At 68.6% G+C, this 3,839-nt stretch carries 5 protein-coding genes; 2 read left to right on the forward strand and 3 right to left on the reverse strand.

Annotated elements, in window-relative coordinates:
* Positions 1-220 precede the first annotated feature (220 nt).
* The gene (gene tgmB, locus ACWDAK_RS40770) at positions 221-1,198 is read right to left on the reverse strand and encodes an ATP-grasp ribosomal peptide maturase (protein WP_344641260.1); all 978 of its coding nucleotides are present in this window, start codon (positions 1,196-1,198) and stop codon (positions 221-223) included.
* Positions 1,198-1,536, reverse strand: coding sequence for a putative ATP-grasp-modified RiPP (gene tgmA / locus ACWDAK_RS40775; RefSeq protein WP_344641261.1), 339 nt, complete (start codon positions 1,534-1,536; stop codon positions 1,198-1,200). Before tgmA ends, tgmB begins: the two co-directional genes overlap by 1 nt.
* A gap of 661 nt (positions 1,537-2,197) precedes the next feature.
* On the opposite strand from tgmA, the gene ACWDAK_RS40780 reads away from it, so the two are divergent.
* Positions 2,198-2,644: a Pycsar system effector family protein gene (locus ACWDAK_RS40780; protein WP_427396312.1), complete on the forward strand. Its 447-nt coding sequence runs from the start codon at positions 2,198-2,200 to the stop codon at positions 2,642-2,644.
* Positions 2,645-2,676: 32 nt separating this feature from the next.
* Positions 2,677-3,159: an AAA family ATPase gene (locus ACWDAK_RS40785; RefSeq protein WP_427396311.1), complete on the forward strand. Its 483-nt coding sequence runs from the start codon at positions 2,677-2,679 to the stop codon at positions 3,157-3,159.
* 76 nt (positions 3,160-3,235) lie between these two features.
* Here ACWDAK_RS40785 and ACWDAK_RS40790 read toward each other — a convergent pair.
* On the reverse strand, positions 3,236-3,839 hold a 604-nt coding region (locus tag ACWDAK_RS40790; protein ID WP_427396310.1), incomplete at its 5' end, for an HNH endonuclease.

Genomic DNA, 3,839 nt, shown 5'->3' on the forward strand with positions numbered 1-3,839 from the left:
CGGCGCCAGGCGCTCCCACTGGGCATCCGTCAGATCACTCCTACACCCCATAGTCGTATCAACGACTCAACTGATCGCCAGGACACTGCCTAGCGCCCTTGGAAGACGCGCGGGTTCCCGGGGCGGACATGACGAGCTTGACCAGCCGGAACGTCCTCCAGTGCCCACGTCCCCGTTCCCAGGTCGGGGGATGGAAGCAAGCCTGCGAGCCGCCTGCTGTTCAGTGACTCTTCTGCAGTTGGTCCGCGAGCGCATGGGCGATCGCGTCGGTGATGGCCTCCGGCTGCCAAGCCCACTGTCCGTTGGGGTTGCACTCTAGGAAGTACCACTCCCCATCCGCCGTGACGGCGAAGTCGAACGCGCCGAAAACGAGCCGAGACAGCTCCAGGTAGGCACGGACCGAGCGCGCGACCCCGTCGGGGACGGCGATCGGGGTGCACTCCATCAACGACTGCCGCTGCCGCCAGTCGAGATCGGGACTGTCGATCCGCACCGCGAACAGCCGCCCGCCCACGGCCGTCAGGCGCACGTCGAACGCCTTCGCCACCGTGGCCTGGAACAGGTGGGGACAGGCCGCCACGCCGTCCGTGATCTCCTCCGCGCGCACCTCCCGCACCCACACCTGCTGCGCCCGGCCGTCCACCTCATAGGGCGTGTTCCACAGCGGCTTGTAGACCACCCTGCCGCACTGTGAAGCAACGAACTCCCGTGCCCCGTCCGGGTCGTTGGTGATCAGTGTGCCGGGGACCGCGAAGCCGCTGCGCTGCGCGGCGGCGAGCTGGGCCGGCTTGTGCTCCGCCGCCCGGTTGTCCCACGGGTGGTTCACGTAGTCGGCCCCGGGCAGGGACGCCAGGATGCCGCCGACGCCCCACAACGACTGCGCGGCGGCGAACCGCCGTTCCTGCCCGTCCAGTTCGCCCGGCCCGTCGAAGGCCGAGGGGCGACGGGTCCAAACGGAGCGTACTCCGGTGAGGTCGAGCTCACGGCTCCGCGTGCGCAACGTGCCGCGCTGGCCTCCCGTCCCGTACCTGGCGCTCAACGCAGCGCCCGCGTGCAGGTCGGTGCCGGGATCAAACCGGACAACCGGCACCTTGCGCTCAGCGAGGATACGCAGCACCAGGTCACTGGTCACGTCGTGCGGGTTGGTCAGCACCAGCACCGACCCGCTCGGGTCCGTCGTACCCGCCGTCGCCGCCATCAGTGGTCAGGAACGGTGTCGTAGTCAGGATGGTGGTCGTTGTCGGTGGTGTTGTCCGGGTCGGAGGTGTAGTCGGTGTCGGTGCTGGTGATGTTCGCGGTGTTGGTGTAGTTCGAGGTGCTGGTGTAGTTCGAAGTGCTGGTGTGGTTCGAGGTGCTGGTGCTGCTGCTGTCGGCTTCGTATCGGCTGAGCTCGACCGTGCGACCGAGCTCGTCGACGACAACGGCGATCTGGGTCTCGGGGTCGATCACCGGCGTGAGCACAGGAACCTCGGCGGTCTCCGCGTACGGTGCCATCCGGGTGGTGCCCCAAGCCGCGTGGTGGTCTCGCGTTCCCATCATTCAACTCCTACCTGTGCTTTCAGCCGTTCCGGTTGGTGTTGTGGTGCGGCAGCTGGACTTCGCCCACGCAGGCGATCCGTCCGTTTCCTCCGGCACGCAGATCGGTGGCGGCGCCACGGAGACGGTCGGGCTTGGGCGGACCGGGGGCACGCGCCCGCTCGCCGGGGAGCCCTCGGTATCTTGCGTGCCATCCGCCCAGTATCGAGACCCGAGGCCACCGCGGCGAGCAGCTTTCCGGACACAAGTCGCTGCTGTCGAGGGACGGTGCTTGTTGCTGCGGTTGTCGGCCAGCAGGAGGGCTCAGCCGGCACCGTGGGCCACGAGTGCCGTCGCTCTGTTGAGGCCGGGCAGGCGACACACCAGCCCGTCGTCCGGCAGAGACAAGGTCCTCGTAGTCGGACTGAGAGGAGATCGGCTCAGGCCGTCGACACTGCCCCGAACCGGTCATCGAGGCTAGCCACTGACTTGATACTGGCCTGGCCCTCCTCAGCGCCCAGCTAAAGGGGTTCGGGGTCGAAGCCACGGCAGACGGCTTCGACCCCAGACCGCTGTCTTACCACTGTCCGGTGCCATCCCCGACGGGAGCCAGCCCCAGGGCCGCCGGAGCATCAGCCAGGCAAGCACGAACCCGCCGCGCTTGTCGCCCAAGCTGCAGACCGTGAGCAGGTTCCGGCGAATCCAGGCTCAGGATTCCGCGAACCCGCGCGTTTCCGCTCGAACGGATTCGAAAGCGTCCCTGCTGCTCGGCATCACCGGCGTCCTCATTGCCGGAGTGGCCGCGCTCGGCAAGGCACCCGCGCCCGCGCTCGCGCTCGCCCTGGCCGCCGTCGGCATCGCCGCTGCCGTCGCCTCCGCGCTGCTCTCGGTCCTGGTCGTCATGCCCAAGCTCGACCCCACCAGGTCCAACGGCTTCTCCCGCTGGGCCCGCTGCACCGACCCGGACGCGATCCGCCAGGCCCTGGCCGACGACGTCCGCCTCGCCCGCCTCCACGCCCTCAGCGTGCTGTGCGAGCGCAAGATGCGCCTCCTCCAGTGGGCGGCCCGCCTTGCACTCGTCGCCGTCCTCGCCGTCTCCGCCGCCGCGCTCCTGTCCGCCGCCGTCTGACAACCCACCACCCCACCCCGGAGGCACCCACCATGACCACCACCCTCGACCCCGTCGAACCCGGCGACCTCGTCGTCATGATCGGCGCCAGCGGCTCGGGCAAGTTCACGACGCTGCTCACCATCCCGCCGCACCAGATCGTCAGCCTCGACCAGCCACGCGCCGTCGTCTCCGAACCCGGCGACCAGGCCGCGACCCCGGACGCCGTCCTCCTCCAACACCAGATCCTGAGCATGCGGCTGCGCCGGGGCCTGACGACGTTCGTGGACAACGTGAGCTGTGAGAGCCACCACCGGCTCCAGCTGGTCGAACTCGCCCACGCCCACGGGCGCCGCGCGGTCGCGATCCTGACGGACGCCCCGCTCGACCTCTGCCTCACGCGGAACTCGAGCAGGCCCGATCACCAGCGGGTACCGGAAGACGTCCTGCGCTGGCAGCACCGCATGGCCTGCTCCGCCCGCGACCTCCTCCCCCGCGAAGGCTTCGACGAGATCCGCCACCACCGCGTCGGGTAGCCCCGCCACGTCACCGTGACGGGGCCCCCTCAGAACCGTGCGTGCCACTCGTCGCGGCACACGGCTCAAGCAGGACTCATTGGCCTTGCAGGCCCTGCACTGGACCGGTGCCACCGTCGTTCGCATGGAGCTGGCGGTGGCACTCGGCGTGAATCAGCCGGATGTTCCGGCTGTCGTCTGATCCTCCGTCGCGCCGGTAGACGAAGTGATGCTTGTTGAGCATCTTCTTCGACGCCGCGAACCAGGCCATCCACTCGCGTGGGTGGTCTGGTTCGTATTCGGCCCCGGCGATCAGCGCCTGCTTGCAGAGCGGGCACAGCCCTTTCTGCCTCGCCGCTAGGGACAAGCTCATCTTGTCCAGGTGCGGCACGACGCTGCGTGTCCTCGACGCCCAGTACTCCCGCAGGCTCGGGTCGTCCGGAGACGCCCCACCCCTGACCATGAAGTGCCGGACGATCGGGGTCCACCTGAACTTCAGGAGATAGGCGCCAGTGGCCCTGACGCCGAACACCCATCTGTCCTTTCTGGACTTGTTGAAGTTGCCGAAGTAGCGGCGTAGTACCCACATCCTCGGCTTGCTTCGGTGTGAGCTTCCCCCGAGATGCGGCGGATGGTGACAGCGGGTCAGATGGGCCTCATGAGAGGACCCGAGGCCATGGCCGCCCCGAAGAAGTACCCGC

The organism is Kitasatospora sp. NPDC001175 (genome assembly GCF_053598215.1).